Here is a 15,716-nt window from a genome sequence, read left to right as displayed (position 1 = left end):
TTCTCCTAAATCAGTATTCTATGCCGGTTTTAAAACACAAAAATATATGATTGACTGATTACCTCATTCAACCATAGGCAAAAAAAAGTATTATTATCTATATAATATAATAAAAAAGAAGTTTTATCAATGAAAAATTAAAAATCCGGTGTTTAAGGTAATGTTGGTATGTGGAAAACTTTTTTGTTTACATTATATATAGAAAGAATAATTCAAAAAATGTGAAAAAAAGAGGAAAAAATGGATATGTGTGCATGTGGATAGGAGTATGTGGAAAGTGAGGACAAGATTTATGGAAAACCATGTGGAAAAATAGGAATGTGAAAAATGTGTATAACGTAAAATACATAATCCACATGTCGAAAAACCTTGAAAAATAAGGATTTTTAAAAATATAAGGGGAAAGAATGTGAATATCTGGTATAAGTTATCCACATGTTATCCACATTTTGTGGATAAAGGGATTGGGAGGAAAAAAATGTGAATAACTGTGTGTATAGGAAAATGGATAAATTTAGTTAGCGGGAAATAGAGATATTTTGATGTGGACAGATTGTGGAAGCCGTGTGGATGGTCAAAACCGTGGAAAAAACCGCAGAAAACACAAATAAGTGCTTGACGAAACAAGGGTTTCTGAATATAATTGAAATGATGTTTTCTATCACGCATAACTAGAAGTGACATCTAATTAAATTGTATCGGAAAGATGTCCATTAATATAAGGGAGGTGCCTTGAATATGAAAATGACATTTCAGCCTAAAAAAAGACAGCGTTCCAAAGTTCATGGATTTAGAGCTAGAATGAGCAGTGCTGGCGGAAGAAAAGTTTTAGCTGCTAGAAGAGCAAAAGGAAGAAAAAAATTATCAGCTTAAGACCGCAGACATGTGGTCTTTTCTTCTCTTTGCGGTAAAGGATAGAGTATGAAGTATTCAGAATCATTAAAGAAAAACAACGATTTTCAACTGGTTTACAAAACGGGAACATCGTATGCAAATCGTTATCTGGTTATGTATTTAAAGGAAAACCAGTTGAGTCGTAACAGAATTGGTATATCCGTAAGTAAAAAAGTCGGCAACAGTGTAGTAAGGCATCATTTGACACGTTTAATAAGAGAAAGCTACCGTTTGAACGAAGAAAAGTTTTGTTGTGGATATGATATTGTTGTAGTGGTAAGAGTGAATGGAAAAAATCAGAATTACCATTCTTTAGAGAGCGCCCTTCTTCATTTAGGAAGGCTGCACAAGGTTGTGAGAAGTAAAGAGAATGAAAAAAATACTAATAATATTGATTAAAGGTTATCAGAAGTATTTATCTCCTTTAAAAAGAACATGTTGCCCGTATATACCCACATGTTCTCAGTATGGATTGGAAGCGATTGAAAAATACGGTGCGGTAAAAGGAAGTCTTTTGGCTGCATGGCGAATATTAAGATGCAACCCTTTTTCTAAGGGGGGCTATGATCCTGTGCCGTGATGGATTAGGAGATAAAGGTCAAGAAGGAGGATTATTGTTTTGGGTGTGTTACTAACGAAGAGTACCATGCCGATTGTTAACTGGGTAGCAGAAGTGCTTGGCTGGCTGATGAACGGCATTTACAGCATTGGAGTGCATAACTTAGGTTTATGTATTATTATCTTTACTCTTGTCATTTATGCGTTTATGACTCCATTGCAGATTAAACAGCAGAAATTCGCAAAAATGAATGCGGTTATGGCTCCTGAATTACAGAATATTCAGAAGAAATACAGAGGGAAAAAGGATCAGAATTCACAGTTAAAAATGCAGGAAGAAACCATGGGCGTATATGAAAAATACGGTGTTTCTCCAACGGGAAGTTGTTTACAGATGTTAATTCAGATGCCGATTTTCTTCGCATTATATCAGGTTATTATTAAAATTCCCGGATATATCGGAGGAATTAAGGATGTATTTGCATCAGCAGTTTCTCACATTACAGATGTAAGCGGTTATTCTGATATTATTTTTCAGTTTGTTAAGGATAATGCGATTAAAAATAGCTATATTCCAATGTCAGGAAAATTAAGCAGCGACCATGTGGTTGACTTCTTATACAGTCTTTCTCCTGCACAGTGGGACAAACTGGCAGATGTTGATAAATTTCAGGGATTTGCCGATGTTTTAAATCAGACAGCAGATCAGCTGCATCCAATGCAGAATTTCCTTGGACTTAACATTGCAGATAACCCATGGGCGTTAATTCAGTCCGGATGGTCTACACAGCATTATCTGTTGATTTTTGCAGCAGTTTTAATTCCTGTATTGGCATGGGGAACACAGGTGCTGAATATGAAGCTTGTTCAGACAGCATCTAACACAAGTAATGGTACACCATCTCAGATGGAAACAACTATGAAAACAATGAATACTTTTATGCCATTGATGACAGCATTTATCTGTTTCACATTCCCTGTAGGTATTGGTATTTATTGGATTATCGGTGCGGTTATCAGAAGTGTGCAGCAGGTTGTTATTAACAGACATCTGAATAATATGAATATAGATGAATTTATTCAGAAGAATAAAGCAAAAATGGATAAGAAAAAGGCAAAATTAGGTGTTACTTCTCAGAATATCAGCCAACAGGCAAAGATGAATGTGCGTAACATTGAAGAGCCAAAGAGAAAAACCATTGCAGATAAGAGCAATTCTGTAAAAAATACAGCAGCATATACAGCCGAAGTTCCAAAAACAAAGCCGGGAAGTCTGGCGTCAAAGGCTAATATGGTAGCACAGTTTGATGCAAATAACAAAGGGAAAAAGAAATAGAAGGTAAGGGGGAAAAAAGATGGAATTCAGAGAGTTTTCTGCCAAAACAGTAGACGAAGCCATTACAAAGGCAAGTCTTGAATTTGAAGTATCCAGTGAAAACCTTGAAATTCAGATTGTTTCTGAGGGAAAAGCAGGATTTTTAGGTTTCGGTGCAAAGCCGGCAATTATTAAAGCGGCAAAAAAAGAAGTTGAAAAATCCTTACCAAAGGAACCAAAGAAAAAACCGGTTGAAAAAGTTAAGGAAGAGGTAAAGCCGGTAAAACCAGCTGAACCTGAAATTGTAAAAGAGATTGAAAAAGAAACAGAAGCGCCACGTGAAGAAAAGAAAGTTGTGGTAAGAAGCGAAGAAGAAATTGCAAATATGAAAGCAGAAGCAGAAAAATTCTTGAGCGGAGTTTTCAAAGCCATGAATATGGAAGTGGAAATTAAAATGGAATATAAAGCTTCTGAGGGAAATCTTGATATTGAATTTATCGGACATGACATGGGTATTCTTATCGGTAAGAGAGGACAGACTTTAGACTCCTTACAGTACCTTACCAGTCTGGTAGTAAATAAAGGAACACAGGGGTATGTTCGTGTAAAACTTGATACAGAGGATTACCGTAACAGAAGAAAAGAAACTTTGGAAAATCTTGCAAGAAGTATTGCTTACAAAGTAAGAAAAACAAGAAAAACTGTTTCTCTTGAGCCAATGAACCCTTATGAAAGAAGAATTATTCATTCTGCATTACAGGGAAATCGCTATGTAGAAACTTACAGCGAAGGAAACGAACCATATCGTCATGTGGTAGTAAAACTGAAAAACAGACAGTAAACAGATTATTCTAGGTGAAAGCGTGAATAATAGGGGAAATCCCTGCGCTTTTTCCTAGAATTTTTTTATTAAAAATAATTAGTTATCTTATATCAAAAGAAGGGAGAAAATTATGGCAGATACCATTGCAGCTGTTGCGACAGCTATGACTGCATCGGGAATTGGAATTATCCGTATCAGCGGCCCAAAGAGCAGGGAAATTGCAGGTAAAATATATCGCTCCAAAGGCGGAAAAAAGCGAATTGAGAATGTTCCCTCACACACCATTCAGTATGGATTTATCTGTGATGAGGATGAAATAATAGATGAAGTTCTGGTTATGGTTATGGACGCACCCAGAAGCTATACAGGAGAAAATACAGTAGAAATTGACTGCCATGGCGGTGTTCTTGCTATGAAAAGAGTGCTGGAAACTGTGGTGAAATACGGAGCAAGACCGGCAGAGCCAGGAGAATTTACAAAGCGTGCATTTTTAAACGGAAGGATTGATTTGTCTCAGGCAGAGGCGGTTATTGACGTAATCAATGCAAAAAATGAATACGCATTAAAGAGCTCTATAAGCCAGTTAAGGGGAAATATACAAAGAGTTATTAAGGAAATCAGACAGGGAATTATCTATCAGATTGCCTATATTGAGTCAGCTTTAGATGATCCGGAGCATATCAGTATTGATGGATACGGAGATACTTTAAAAGGAGAAATCAGTCTGTTAAAAGAGAAATTAAACGGGCTTTTAGATACAGTAAGAGAAGGAAAACTCATGAAGGAAGGCATTAAAACGGTTATTGTAGGAAAGCCGAATGCGGGAAAATCTTCTCTTTTAAATCTGCTTGTGGGAGAGGAAAGAGCCATTGTAACGGACATTGCCGGAACTACCAGAGACATACTGGAAGAAACCATTGTGCTTCATGGAATTTCTCTTAGAATGATTGATACGGCAGGCATTCGTGATACGGATGATGTAGTAGAAAAAATTGGTGTAAAGAAGGCTGTGGAAAATGCAAAAGATGCGGATTTAATCCTTTATGTAGTAGACTCCTCTGTGCCTTTAGATGAGAATGATAAAGAGATTATCGAGCTTTTAAAAGACAAAAAAGCCATTGTTATTTTAAATAAAATGGACTTGCAGCAACAGGTTACGGAAGAGGATTTAAAGGAGAAAACCAACCATCCGGTAGTTGCTGTTTCTGCAAAGGAAGAGGAAGGAATTGAGTTTTTAGAGGCAAAGATTAAAGAGATGTTTTTTGAAGGAAATTTATCTTTTAATGATGAAATTTATATTACAAATATGCGTCATAAGGCAGCCATTGAGGATGCAAAAAGAAGTCTGGAGCTGGTGGAAAACAGCATTGAAATGCAGATGCCGGAAGACTTCTTCTCCATTGATTTAATGAATGCTTATGAGGCTTTGGGAAGCATTATCGGTGAGTCTGTGGGAGAGGATTTAGTAAATGAAATTTTCTCCAAGTTTTGCACAGGAAAATAGAAAAAAGCAAAAAAATGTGGATAACTTCTTAAAAAACAGAAAGAAATGTAGAAAGGAAATCCAAAATGAGTGTACTAACAGAAAATTATGATGTGGCGATTGTAGGAGCAGGACATGCAGGATGTGAGGCAGCGCTTGCCTGTGCCAGACTTGGCTTGGAAACCATTATGTTTACCGTAAGTGTAGACAGCATTGCTCTGATGCCCTGTAACCCGAATATTGGCGGAAGCTCTAAAGGTCATTTGGTAAAAGAAATTGACGCCTTGGGCGGAGAAATGGGCAAAAATATTGATAAGACCTTTATTCAGTCTAAGATGCTGAACGTGTCAAAAGGACCGGCAGTACATTCTCTGCGTGCGCAGGCTGATAAGCAGGAATACACAAGAGAAATGCGAAAAACACTGGAAAATACAGAGCATCTCACTATTCGTCAGGCCGAAGTTACGAAAATTATGGCAGAAGACGGTGTAGTAAAAGGTGTAAAAACCTATTCAGGAGCAGAATACCGCACAAAAGCGGTTGTTTTGTGTACGGGAACTTATTTAAAAGCCAGATGTATCTATGGCGATATCAGCAATGAAACAGGACCAAACGGATTACAGGCAGCGAATTACCTGACAAATTCTTTAAAAGAGCTGGGGATTGAAATGTATCGCTTTAAGACAGGAACACCGGCTCGTATTGATAAGAGAAGCATTGATTTTTCAAAGATGGAAGAGCAGTTCGGAGACGAAAGAGTTGTGCCGTTTTCTTTCTCTACCAATCCGGAAGACGTACAGATTGACCAGATATCTTGCTGGCTGACCTATACAAATGAAAAGACACATGAGATTATCAGAAATAACTTAGACCGCTCTCCTTTATACTCCGGAATGATTGAGGGAACAGGTCCTCGTTACTGTCCTTCTATTGAAGATAAGGTAGTAAAGTTTGCAGATAAAAATCGCCATCAGGTATTTATTGAACCGGAAGGATTGTCTACAAATGAGATGTATATAGGAGGAATGTCAAGCTCCTTACCGGAGGATGTGCAGTATGAAATGTACCATTCTGTACCGGGGCTGGAGAATGCAAAAATCGTGCGAAATGCCTATGCAATCGAGTATGACTGTATTGATGCAAGACAGTTATATCCGACTTTAGAATTTAAAAATATTAAGGGATTGTTCTCCGGCGGACAGTTTAACGGAAGCTCAGGATACGAGGAGGCGGCAGCCCAGGGACTGGTAGCCGGTATCAATGCAGCCATGGAAGTCTTAGGCCGTGAGCAGCTGGTTTTAGACCGTTCAGAGTCTTATATCGGTGTGCTAATTGATGATTTGGTAACGAAAGAAAACCGTGAACCTTACCGTATGATGACAAGCCGTGCAGAATATCGTCTGCTGTTAAGACAGGACAATGCAGACCTTCGTCTGAGGGAAAAAGGATATCAGGTTGGGCTTGTAACACAGGAGCAATATGATTATATTCAGTGGAAAAAAGAGAAAATTGAAGAAGAAACACAGCGTATGGAGCATATACATGTAGGGGCTGTAAAAGAGGTACAGGAGCTTTTACAGCAGTATGGAAGCACTCCTTTGAAGAATGGAATTTCTCTGGGAGATTTAATCAGAAGACCGGAATTATCGTATGATATTGTAGCTCCTTTAGATAAAAAAAGACCGGAATTACCTTATGATGTAAGGGAACAAATCAACATTAACATCAAGTATGACGGGTATATCAGACGCCAGCTAAAGCAGGTAGAAGGCTTTAAAAAGCTGGAAAATAAGAAGCTTCCAAAGGATATTGATTACGATGCAATCAGCGGACTTCGCATTGAAGCAAAGCAAAAATTAAACGCATATCGTCCGATTTCCATAGGTCAGGCATCCAGAATTGCAGGGGTTTCTCCGGCTGATATTTCTGTTTTACTGGTTTATATGGAGTCTTATCGCAGAGGAAAATAGAGGAGAAGAAGGGCATGAATTACGATTTAACTATTCTGGAAGAAGGCTGTAAGGAGTATGGAATACAGTTAAATGAAGAACAAAAAAAGCAGTTTGTGCAGTATTATGAGCTTTTGATTGAGTGGAATAAGGTAATGAATTTGACCGGAATTACGGATTTTGAAGAGGTTCTTTTAAAGCATTTTGTGGATAGTCTTTCTATTGCAAAAGGGTTGGATATGACTAAGATTTCTACCTGTATTGATGTGGGAACAGGAGCAGGATTTCCGGGAATTCCTCTTAAAATTGCCTTTCCTCATCTTCAGATTACGCTTCTGGACTCTCTGAATAAAAGGCTGAATTTCTTAAATGAAGTCATAGAAAAATTGGGACTTAGCGGCATTCAAACCGTTCATGGAAGGGCAGAAGATGCAGCCAGAAAGGCTGAACACAGAGAGAAATATGATTTAAGCGTATCAAGAGCAGTGTCCCGTCTGGCGTCTTTAAGCGAGTATTGTATGCCTTATGTAAAGGCAGGAGGATACTTTGTATCCTACAAGTCAGGGAAGGCGGCAGAGGAGGTTTCAGAGGCTAAGAAAGCTATTTCTGTTCTGGGCGGAAGGTTGGAAAAGGAAGTGGATTTTAAACTGTATCAGACGGATATGGACAGAACATTGGTGATGATTAAGAAGGTAAAAAGCACACCGAAGAAATATCCGAGAAAAGCAGGAACTCCAACAAAAGAACCAATTTTATAGAAAATGAAAAGGTCGTTGATTTTATCGTAGAATAAGGTCAGCGATCTTTTTTTATTTCACAAAAAAAACACAGTCTTACCTAATTTTTATCACATTTTTTCCATAGAATGGAAAAGACAAAGAAGTTTTAGAAGAAGAATATATTGTCAAAAAAGGAGGGAATATTTTGATTGAAGTAAAAAATCTAGTAAAAAAATATGGTGACCATACAGCGGTAGACCACTTGAATTTTACAGTGGAAAAAGGAAAAATTTACGGCTTTCTCGGACCAAACGGAGCAGGAAAATCGACTACAATGAACATGATTACCGGATATATTGCTTCTACGGAAGGGGAAATTCTCATTGACGGTCACAATATTTTGGATGAGCCGGAAGTAGCAAAGAAAAAAATCGGATATCTGCCGGAAATACCACCTTTGTATCAGGATATGACGGTATTGGAATATTTAAAATTTGCTGCTGAGTTGAAGGCTATTCCGAAAGAAAAAAGAGAAAAGAATATCAAAGAAGTTATGTCAACTACTAAGCTGGAAGATATGAAACGAAGATTGATTAAAAATCTTTCGAAAGGATATAAACAGCGTGTTGGTCTGGCACAGGCTCTTTTAGGATATCCAGAGGTTATTATTTTAGATGAGCCAACCGTAGGATTAGACCCAAAGCAGATTATTGAAATTCGAGATTTGATAAAAAGCCTTGGACAGAAGCATACAGTTATTTTAAGTTCCCATATTCTTTCTGAGGTTAGTGCAGTTTGTGATCATGTTTTGATTATTGATAAGGGGAAATTAGTTGCCAGTGATACACCGGAAAATTTAAGTAAGGTGATGACGGGGATGAATTCTCTGGAGCTTACTGTAAAAGGAGAAGAAGCTGTTATTCGAGATGCTCTTGGTATGGTAGAGAATATTGAAAATATTGCATATCATAGTTCCATGACAGAAGGTGCGCATGATTTTACTATAAAGATTTCAGGAGATATGGATATGAGAGAAAATATCTTTTTTGCGCTTTCTGAAGTGAAATGTCCAATTCTTCGTATGCAGCCTACAAATATGTCTTTGGAAGAAGTGTTCCTGAAGCTGACAAATGACGAGGGAAAAATGCGAGATAAGGAAATGGAAGGAGAACAATAAATATGCTGGCAGTCTATAAGAAAGAATTGAGGAGTTATTTAACTTCAATGGTAGGATATGTATTTATTGCATTTGTTTTGTTGATATTGGGCATTTATTTTACTGCCTACAATTTGCAATATGCAAGTCCTGATTTTGGGGCAACATTAAGCTCTGTTACTTTTTTATTTTTGGTTATTACACCGATTTTAACGATGAGAATATTGGCGGAGGAAAAGAAAAATCGAACAGATCAGCTTCTTTTAACAGCTCCTGTTTCTGTGTGGAAGGTTATTTTAGGTAAATATTTAAGTATGGTGACTATTTATGCCATACCTGTTGTTATAAGCGCCTTTTATCCATTAATTATGGGAAGATATGGAGTTATATCATATCCTATGGCTTATGTGGCTGTGATTGGATTTTTCTTTTTGGGATGTGCTCAAATTGCTGTGGGCTTGTTTCTTTCTTCTGTTACAGAAAGTCAGGTCATTGCAGCTGTATTGACTTTTGGAATTTTATTCTGCAGTTATATGATGGATGGAATTGAAAGCTTTTTCTCAGATACAGCCATAAGTTCTATGGTAGCATTTTTGATAATTGCAGTGGTAGTGGGAATTGTTGTTTATCAGCTGACAAAAAATATTATTTTTTCTTCCTGCGTAGGAGGTGTTTTGGTAATCGGTATAGCTGCAGTGTATTTTATAAAACCTACAGTATTTACCGGACTTATTCAGAAGTTTCTAAATTTGTTTGCAATTGCAAATCATTTTGATAATTTTGTAGGTGGAATTTTTGATGTAACAGGAATTATTTATATGGTTTCTGTTGTTTGCATCTTTGTATTTCTGACTGTTCAGTGTATACAGAAACGCCGTTGGAGTTAGGAGGATGACATGAAAAAATTAAAAAAAATGGTAAATGCTCACAGAAATAAAGGAAATAAAAAAATGTTGAAACATGGCTCTTACAGCATTGCTATGACAGCGCTGATGATTGCCATTGTGGTAATTTTAAATTTGGTAATACAGGAAATTCCATCAAAATACAGAGAGTTTGATTTGAGCAGTCAAAAACTGTATACCATTGGTGAACAGACAGAAAAAATCCTGAAGAATTTGAAGAAGGATGTCAATCTGTACTACATTGCTCAAGATGGTACGGAAAGCAATGATATTGAAAAGCTACTGGAAAAGTATGAAGAAGGTAGTAAACATATTAAAGTAGAAAAGAAAGATCCGGCAGTTTATCCTAAATTTGCTTCTCAATATACTTCAGAGCAATTGAGCAATAACAGTATTATTGTAGAATGTGGAGAAAAAAATAAAGTTGTAGATTATCAGGATATGTATGAAACAACTGTAAATTATCAGACTTATTCTCAGCAGGTAACAGGATTTGACGGTGAAGGGCAGTTGACCAGTGCGATTAATTATGTAGTTTCTGAAGATATGCCTGTATTGTATACGTTGACAGGACATGACGAACTTTCTATGAGTGAGTCCATGAAGGAAACAATCCAGAAATCGAATATTGAAATTCGCGATTTAAATCTGCTTACAGAAGAAGCAGTGCCGGAAGATACAGAGTGTTTGTTTATTTTCTCTCCGAAAACCGATATTGCAGAAGATGAAGCAAAAAAAATTATCAGTTATCTGGAAAATGGTGGAAAGGCAATTATTTTATCCGATTATACAGAGATAGAAATGCCGAATTTCAATTCTGTACTGGAAAATTACGGTGTTCAGCCTGAAAATGGCATTATATTAGAAGGCGATCAGGATCATTATATAGCACAAAATCAGTATTATTTATTACCGAATATTGAAAGTCATGAAATTAATTCAAATTTATCTTCAAAGAGTAAATATGTGTTGACCGCATTATCCCCAGGGATTAAGAGCTTGGAAAACGTAAGAGATACGATAAAAATAGACAGCATTTTAACAACTTCTGACAGTGCTTATCAAAAAACTGACTTAGAAAATATGGAGACAACAGAAAAAGAGGATGGAGATTTGGAAGGACCATTTCCATTGGCAGTATCCATTACAGAAGACTTAGGAGATGATAAGAAGACACAAATTGTATATTTTGCATCCAGTGCAATTTTTAATGATCAGATGAACGCAACCGTTTCCGGAGCAAACTATGAACTGCTTTCCTCATCACTTTCGTGGCTGTGCGGAACGGAGGAAGACAACAGTATTTCTATTCCAAGTAAGGCTTATGATATGACAACTTTAATGATACCTGCCAGTGATGTAAGCTTTTGGAGCATTTTTGTAACAGCTGTTGTACCTGTCGGTATTCTGCTCGTTGGTTTTGGAATTTGGCTGAAAAGGAGAAAACAGTAGCATGAAAAACAAAAAAGGATTGATTGCGGGAATTGTCATACTTCTTGTTTTGCTGGGCGTGTATATAGGTTTGAAGGTTGCAGGACCGAAAGAGGAAGAAGAACAGACCGAAGAAAAAGAAATTACGGCTTTCGAGATAAATGCGGAAGATATTGCGCAGGTTTCTATTGAAAATAACGGTGTTCTATATACTTTTGTAAAAGAAGAAGAAACATGGAAATATACAGAGGATGAAAATTTTCCTTTAAATCAGGCAGTTGTTTCAAATCTTGTGTCGGGAATAACTGCTGTAAATGCTCAGAGAGAATTAAAAGATATAGAAAATCCGGAGGATTACGGATTATCAGAGCCGAAATTAAAAGTTACCGTTACAGATAAAGACAATACACAAACGGTTTTAAACTTCGGAGATGATAATGAAGCAGTTTCCGGTGCTTATATGAGTATAGGAAATAATGAGAAAATTTACTTGGTCAATTCTTCTGTGAAAACCGATTTACAGTTTGAAAAAAATGATTTGGCAGAAATGGAAGAATTACCGCAAATTGCCGTAGGCAATATTCAAAAGGTTGAAATCAGCAGTGAAAATGGAGTAAAAACCTTACAAGAGGAAGAAGCAGGAGGCTTGTGGAACTTATATAAGGAAGATGGCAGTCAGGTATCCGTAGATACTGCTAAGGTAAACGATTATATGAACCATTTCTCCGGCCTGAATTGGGTAGATTTTGTCAGCTATGATGTAAGCGATTTAGCTGCCTATGGATTGGATAATCCGAAAAAGATAACTGTTTTCTACGAAGAAGAACAGGAAAGTGAGGAAACTTCAGAGGAAACAGATACCGAAGAAGAGGAAGAAGAAGAACCGGTGATGGCTCAAAAAGAATTTGTACTACTTGTAGGAAATGCCGATGAAAACGGAAATTATTATGTGAAAACCGCAGACAGCAACTATATTTACACTATGGCAGCATCTACCGTAGATGAAATGATGAATTTAGCTTCTGATGAATTAGTAAGTTCTTTAGTAACGGATTATTCCTTAGCTGACTTGGATAAAGTAACCATAGAAAGAACCGGCGAAACTTATGTTCTTACAAGAGAAGAAACAAAAGTGAAAAAAGGAGACTCAGAAGAAACTACAACAGAAACAAAATACTATTTGAATGATGAAGAAATTCAATATGAAGAAATATCAGACTTTTATTCAAAGGTAAGTGGATTAGAATGGCAGAGTATGACAGAAGGACAGAATGGAGAAAATGCAGAGATTACCATTACTTTTGAAAAAGAAGGCGGTATACAGGATAAAGTTGCTTACTATTCTTATGATGAAAATTTCTATTTAGTAACAAAAACAGATGGGAGTCAAATGCTTGTTAATAAGATGAAAGTGAGAGAGATGATAGAAGCATTTGACAGAATGATAGAAAATTGGAAAAAATAAAATGTTTCACGTGAAACATTGAGGTTATGTGAAACAAAAGAAGAGACTGTCGCATTAAATATTTTGGATAATGTTTAATGCGACAGCATCTTCTTAGTTTTGCTATATAAAAGATTTAGATACAAATATGAAGGATTTCCAAAAGGTTTTCCGGATTTTCTAATTGCGGAAGGTGTTTTGTTTTGGAAATATTGAAATATTCAATCGCAGGATTGCATGTTAAGTAGCTTTCTTTTGTCTCATTTTTTTGTGGTTCTGCATCTCCGTTGATGACAACGATACTGTTATCAATATCCTTTAAGGCGTGTGTAACGCTGTTGTTTGTATAGTTTCCTACGATACTGGATAATAAAAAGCGAGCATTTCCAAATCCTTTATGAGATGCTTCATAATGCGTGTCTATCATTTCGGCAGAAGCTAAAAAAGGATTGAATAAGTATTGTTCTGTAAGCAATAATTGAATGTTACTCTGGCAGGTTTTCATATTATATATTAAAGTTCCGAAAATAGGAAGTTCTAATATAAACTTATACAATTTATTTCTTTTGCTTGGTGCTTTAGAAAGAGCAGATAAGGAAGGTGGATTAACTAATACTAGTTTTCCAAAAAGCTCATTCTCATTGTGGCATGCAAGTAAAGTAAAAGAACTTGAAAATCCGCTGGCAACAACATCTGTTTTTTCATGAATGACATTCTTGATAAAGTCTGATATAAGCTGTACATATAAATAGTTTGTATATGTGATTTTAGGCTTTTCAGAACGTCCACATCCTAAAAGGTCTAAAGCATATACCGTATGATTTTCTGCCAACTTATCAATGACTTTGTTCCATTCATAAGCAGAACTGTAAACGGTTAAATCATGGACCAGTAAAAGAGGTGAGCCATGACCTTTCTTTTTATAATATATCTTTCCAAATCTCCAGTCGTAGTAATTATTAGCAGAAGATTTTAATAAATCTTTTAATGTAGCTGTGGTAAATATAGTGTGGTTTACTATGTGAATAACTCCGGCAGCAGCGGTAAAGAGAATACCTGCTGTGAGAATTTTATGCTTGTTTTTTTTCATAAAATCAGCCTCCTGAAAAAGTGTGTAAATATAGAAGTTTTGTTTTTAATATTATATACATTATAAAACATTGGGGAAGATTATACAAGAAAAAGTCTTGGATCGGAAAATGTTTCACGTGAAACATTCGTGTATCTAAAAAAAACATAAAAAAATGTTTCACGTGAAACATTTATATAGCATTAAAAATAGAAAGGTGTTATAATGAGTCTTGAACTATTAGATATAAGACATTTCAACACAATAAGGGGAAATTCAAGTGGGAAGAATTATTGCAATCGCAAATCAAAAGGGCGGAGTAGGAAAATCTACTACTGCTATCAATCTTTCTGCATGTCTTGCAGAATTAAATCAAAAAGTATTATTGATTGATATTGATCCGCAGGGAAACACAACAAGTGGTGTGGGTGTGGATAAAGATAATGCAGAAGCTACTTTATACGAGCTTCTTGTAGGAGAGTGCGAACTAAAGGATTGTATTATTGAGAATGTGATTGAAAATTTATCTTTAATTCCATCAAACATGAATTTGGCAGGAGCCGAAATTGAGTTGGTAAGTGTAGAAGGAAGAGAGTATTTATTGAAAAATCATATTGATACTGTAAAAGATGAATATGATTTTATTATTATGGATTGTCCACCTTCTTTAAATATACTTACGATTAATGCAATGACAACTGCAAATTCTGTATTAGTTCCAATTCAGTGTGAGTATTATGCATTGGAAGGATTAACACAGTTAATTCATACAATTGAGCTGGTACAGGAAAGATTAAATCCGGAATTGATTATAGAAGGCGTTGTATTTACTATGTATGATGCACGAACAAATCTTTCCTTACAAGTGGTGGAAAATGTAAAAGAAAATTTACATCAGTCAATTTACAAAACGATTATTCCTAGAAATGTGCGTTTGGCAGAAGCGCCTAGTTATGGCATTCCAATCAATCTATATGATACAAAATCTGTGGGTGCAGAAAGCTATCGTCTTTTAGCAGAGGAAGTATTATCTAGGGAGGAAGAAGAATGACGGTAAGAAAAGGCGGATTAGGGAGAGGGCTTGATGCAATGATTAGTGAGACGGCATCGAAGCCGAGAACAACAGCAACCGCAACAAAGAAAACAGTTGCTCCCAAGGAAAAAAAAGAGAATTCTGTGCTTAAAGTGAAACTGACACAAGTAGAGCCGAACAGAAAACAGCCCAGAAAACAATTTGATGAAGATGCTTTACTGGAACTGGCAGAGTCTATTAAACAGTTTGGTGTTTTACAGCCATTGCTGGTAAAACAAAAGGGCGACTATTACGAGATTATTGCCGGTGAGAGACGATGGAGAGCATCGAAGTTAGCCGGGATTAAGGAAGTTCCTGTGATTGTGAAAGAGCTTACAGAACAGGAAACCGTAGAGATTTCTTTAATTGAAAATATTCAGAGGGAAAATTTAAATCCCATAGAAGAAGCGGCAGCTTATAGAAGATTAATTGATGAGTTTCATTTAAAGCAGGATGTAATTGCAGAAAGAGTTTCTAAGAGCAGAACTGCTGTGACGAACTCTATGAGACTTTTGAAGCTGGACGAAAGAGTACAGCAAATGCTTATTGAGGAAATGATTTCTACCGGTCATGCAAGAGCCCTTTTGGCGATTGAAGATAAAGAAAGTCAATATGCAGCGGCAGTAAAAGTTTTTGATGAAAAGCTGAATGTAAGAGAAACAGAAAAGCTGGTAAAAGAATTTTTAAATCCAATACCAAAGAAGGAAGAAAAGGTAAGAGACACCGCTCAGGATTTGGTTTATGAGCAGCTAGAGGAAAAAATTAAAGGAATTATTGGCTCAAAAGTTGCAATTCGCCGTAAAAATAATAATAAGGGGAAAATTGAGATTGAATATTATTCTCAGGACGAATTGGAACGAATTGTGGAACTTTTAGAAAGTGTCAGATAAGGAGCTGT

15 protein-coding genes are annotated in these 15,716 nt (G+C 36.3%); 14 read left to right on the top strand and 1 reads right to left on the bottom strand.

What is annotated here, in order from left to right; all coding sequences use genetic code 11:
* Positions 1-738: 738 nt before the first annotated feature.
* The 12 genes from rpmH to CGC63_RS15170 all read left to right on the top strand — a co-directional run bounded on the left by rpmH (position 739) and on the right by CGC63_RS15170 (position 12,698).
* Positions 739-873 (top strand): 50S ribosomal protein L34, encoded by a 135-nt coding sequence (rpmH, locus tag CGC63_RS15225; protein WP_003021823.1) that lies wholly within the window; start codon positions 739-741, stop codon positions 871-873.
* A gap of 48 nt (positions 874-921) precedes the next feature.
* Positions 922-1,293, top strand: a complete 372-nt coding sequence (rnpA, locus tag CGC63_RS15220; protein WP_003021826.1) for a ribonuclease P protein component — start codon at positions 922-924, stop codon at positions 1,291-1,293.
* Positions 1,265-1,474 carry a membrane protein insertion efficiency factor YidD gene (gene yidD, locus CGC63_RS15215; RefSeq protein ID WP_039925190.1) on the top strand — a complete coding sequence of 70 codons (210 nt, stop codon included), beginning with the start codon at positions 1,265-1,267 and terminating at the stop codon, positions 1,472-1,474. The genes rnpA and yidD overlap by 29 nt, the downstream gene beginning before the upstream one ends.
* Before the next feature lie 45 nt (positions 1,475-1,519).
* Positions 1,520-2,788, top strand: coding sequence for a YidC/Oxa1 family membrane protein insertase (locus tag CGC63_RS15210; RefSeq protein WP_326929166.1), 1,269 nt, complete (start codon positions 1,520-1,522; stop codon positions 2,786-2,788).
* A 19-nt stretch (positions 2,789-2,807) separates the two neighbouring features.
* Positions 2,808-3,608 carry an RNA-binding cell elongation regulator Jag/EloR gene (jag, locus tag CGC63_RS15205; protein ID WP_003021834.1) on the top strand — a complete coding sequence of 267 codons (801 nt, stop codon included), beginning with the start codon at positions 2,808-2,810 and terminating at the stop codon, positions 3,606-3,608.
* Between the two features lie 112 nt (positions 3,609-3,720).
* Entirely contained in the window at positions 3,721-5,094 is a 1,374-nt protein-coding gene (gene mnmE / locus CGC63_RS15200; protein WP_003021837.1) for a tRNA uridine-5-carboxymethylaminomethyl(34) synthesis GTPase MnmE, read from the top strand.
* Between the two features lie 65 nt (positions 5,095-5,159).
* Complete coding sequence (gene mnmG / locus CGC63_RS15195) at positions 5,160-7,043, top strand: tRNA uridine-5-carboxymethylaminomethyl(34) synthesis enzyme MnmG (protein ID WP_003021840.1); 1,884 nt, start codon at positions 5,160-5,162, stop codon at positions 7,041-7,043.
* 14 nt (positions 7,044-7,057) lie between these two features.
* On the top strand, positions 7,058-7,780 hold the full coding sequence (rsmG, locus tag CGC63_RS15190) for a 16S rRNA (guanine(527)-N(7))-methyltransferase RsmG (protein ID WP_003021843.1): 723 nt from the start codon (positions 7,058-7,060) through the stop codon (positions 7,778-7,780).
* 166 nt (positions 7,781-7,946) lie between these two features.
* Positions 7,947-8,918, top strand: a complete 972-nt coding sequence (locus CGC63_RS15185; RefSeq protein ID WP_003021846.1) for an ABC transporter ATP-binding protein — start codon at positions 7,947-7,949, stop codon at positions 8,916-8,918.
* 2 nt (positions 8,919-8,920) lie between these two features.
* Positions 8,921-9,784 carry an ABC transporter permease subunit gene (locus CGC63_RS15180; RefSeq protein WP_003021849.1) on the top strand — a complete coding sequence of 288 codons (864 nt, stop codon included), beginning with the start codon at positions 8,921-8,923 and terminating at the stop codon, positions 9,782-9,784.
* Positions 9,785-9,793: 9 nt separating this feature from the next.
* Positions 9,794-11,254 (top strand): GldG family protein, encoded by a 1,461-nt coding sequence (locus CGC63_RS15175; protein ID WP_003021851.1) that lies wholly within the window; start codon positions 9,794-9,796, stop codon positions 11,252-11,254.
* 1 nt (position 11,255) lies between these two features.
* A complete protein-coding gene (locus CGC63_RS15170) occupies positions 11,256-12,698 on the top strand; it encodes a DUF4340 domain-containing protein (protein ID WP_003021854.1) in 1,443 nt (480 codons plus the stop codon).
* A 115-nt stretch (positions 12,699-12,813) separates the two neighbouring features.
* Here CGC63_RS15170 and CGC63_RS15165 read toward each other — a convergent pair whose 3' ends face one another.
* A complete protein-coding gene (locus CGC63_RS15165; protein WP_003021856.1) occupies positions 12,814-13,767 on the bottom strand; it encodes an alpha/beta fold hydrolase in 954 nt (317 codons plus the stop codon).
* A gap of 259 nt (positions 13,768-14,026) precedes the next feature.
* Here CGC63_RS15165 and CGC63_RS15160 point away from each other — a divergent pair, with 259 nt between their 5' ends.
* Together CGC63_RS15160 and CGC63_RS15155 are read left to right on the top strand one after the other, a co-directional pair.
* The gene (locus CGC63_RS15160) at positions 14,027-14,797 is read left to right on the top strand and encodes a ParA family protein (RefSeq protein ID WP_003021859.1); all 771 of its coding nucleotides are present in this window, start codon (positions 14,027-14,029) and stop codon (positions 14,795-14,797) included.
* Positions 14,794-15,708: a ParB/RepB/Spo0J family partition protein gene (locus CGC63_RS15155; protein ID WP_003021861.1), complete on the top strand. Its 915-nt coding sequence runs from the start codon at positions 14,794-14,796 to the stop codon at positions 15,706-15,708. Before CGC63_RS15160 ends, CGC63_RS15155 begins: the two co-directional genes overlap by 4 nt.
* The last annotated feature ends 8 nt before the right edge of the window (positions 15,709-15,716 follow it).

The sequence above is a fragment of the Blautia hansenii DSM 20583 genome, from assembly GCF_002222595.2.
Taxonomy (GTDB): domain Bacteria; phylum Bacillota; class Clostridia; order Lachnospirales; family Lachnospiraceae; genus Blautia; species Blautia hansenii.
This window is presented reverse-complemented; position numbering and strand designations above follow the sequence as displayed.

Bases quoted from the DNA above. Each gene is read 5' to 3' on its own strand.
- CGC63_RS15175 (WP_003021851.1), top strand. From the start codon at position 9,794: ATGAAAAAATTAAAAAAAATGGTAAATGCTCACAGAAATAAAGGAAAT.
- CGC63_RS15170 (WP_003021854.1), top strand. From the start codon at position 11,256: ATGAAAAACAAAAAAGGATTGATTGCGGGAATTGTCATACTTCTTGTT.
- rsmG (WP_003021843.1), top strand. From the start codon at position 7,058: ATGAATTACGATTTAACTATTCTGGAAGAAGGCTGTAAGGAGTATGGA.
- rnpA (WP_003021826.1), top strand. From the start codon at position 922: ATGAAGTATTCAGAATCATTAAAGAAAAACAACGATTTTCAACTGGTT.
- CGC63_RS15155 (WP_003021861.1), top strand. From the start codon at position 14,794: ATGACGGTAAGAAAAGGCGGATTAGGGAGAGGGCTTGATGCAATGATT.
- CGC63_RS15165 (WP_003021856.1), bottom strand. From the start codon at position 13,767: ATGAAAAAAAACAAGCATAAAATTCTCACAGCAGGTATTCTCTTTACC.
- mnmG (WP_003021840.1), top strand. From the start codon at position 5,160: ATGAGTGTACTAACAGAAAATTATGATGTGGCGATTGTAGGAGCAGGA.
- jag (WP_003021834.1), top strand. From the start codon at position 2,808: ATGGAATTCAGAGAGTTTTCTGCCAAAACAGTAGACGAAGCCATTACA.
- CGC63_RS15180 (WP_003021849.1), top strand. From the start codon at position 8,921: ATGCTGGCAGTCTATAAGAAAGAATTGAGGAGTTATTTAACTTCAATG.
- mnmE (WP_003021837.1), top strand. From the start codon at position 3,721: ATGGCAGATACCATTGCAGCTGTTGCGACAGCTATGACTGCATCGGGA.
- rpmH (WP_003021823.1), top strand. From the start codon at position 739: ATGAAAATGACATTTCAGCCTAAAAAAAGACAGCGTTCCAAAGTTCAT.
- yidD (WP_039925190.1), top strand. From the start codon at position 1,265: ATGAAAAAAATACTAATAATATTGATTAAAGGTTATCAGAAGTATTTA.